This window comes from Sphingobacterium populi (genome assembly GCF_001586775.1).
GTDB lineage: Bacteria > Bacteroidota > Bacteroidia > Sphingobacteriales > Sphingobacteriaceae > Sphingobacterium > Sphingobacterium populi.
This window is the reverse complement of record NZ_LQXS01000019.1, coordinates 1-953: the sequence shown is the minus strand read 5'-3', so window position 1 is coordinate 953 and position 953 is coordinate 1. Positions and strand designations below refer to the sequence as shown.

The following is a 953-nucleotide window of genomic DNA, read 5'->3' as shown; positions in this document are numbered from 1 at the left end:
TTTGAGGTAGGAACGCAACTCGGATTATTTAATAACCGGATTGATTTAGATTTCACCTATTTCAGTACCCGCAGTTCTAGCCAGATCTTTAATGTAGCCGTATCTAACGCTTCTGGTTTTAATACCCGCACTTCTAACATTGGCGAGATGACCAATCGTGGTATTGAAGTTTTGTTAGGTGGTTATCCTATCCGCAACTCGAATTTTAGTTGGAATGTGAATTTGAACTTTACGCGTATTCGTAACAATGTAGTTTCCATATTTGGTGATCAACCTGTTGGAGGTGATGAGCTTACGAGTAGTGTCATTCCCGGGATCAACTCATTCATTGGTATTGCTCCATCTATTGCAGAGGGATTTCCATATGGCGTGATTGTGGGTGCACAAACGCCTAGAAATGAGAATGGTGATCTGCTTATTAACCCTACTACGGGTCTATTTATGCCAGGTATTGGTAACCGGGTGATCGCGAATCCGCAGAAAGATTACACTTTAGGTATTTCCAATACTTTTACGTACAAAGGAGTAAGCCTGATGGCCTTGGTTGATATCCAAAAAGGTGGTCAGATCTTTTCGTTCTCACAAGTAGATATGCGATCTGGTGGTATGGTAGAGCCGACCGGAGTGGATCGCGATCAGCCTAGAATATTGCCAGGCGTTATTGCTAATGGTGATGGTACGTACCGTCCCAACGATATTCAGATCTCTGCGCAATCTTACTGGCAAGGTTTAGGAGGTATAGGTTCCGAGGCGGCGGTGTTTGATGCTACATCATACCGTTTACGAGAATTGACTCTTAGCTACACCCTTCCTCAACGTGTGTTACAAAACTCTCCATTCGGACAGATTTCTGTAGGATTCAGTGGTCGTAACCTGTTTATGTTTGCTCCGGGCTTCCCTGGAGATCCAGAGGTGAATACACAAGGTGCTGGAAATGTGCAAGGTATGGACCT

Annotated in this window: 1 protein-coding gene; it reads left to right on the top strand. The window is 44.1% G+C overall.

Annotated features, from left to right (window positions below):
- The coding region (locus A0125_RS15190) for a TonB-dependent receptor domain-containing protein (protein WP_156472579.1) at nt 1–953 on the top strand (953 nt) is incomplete at both ends.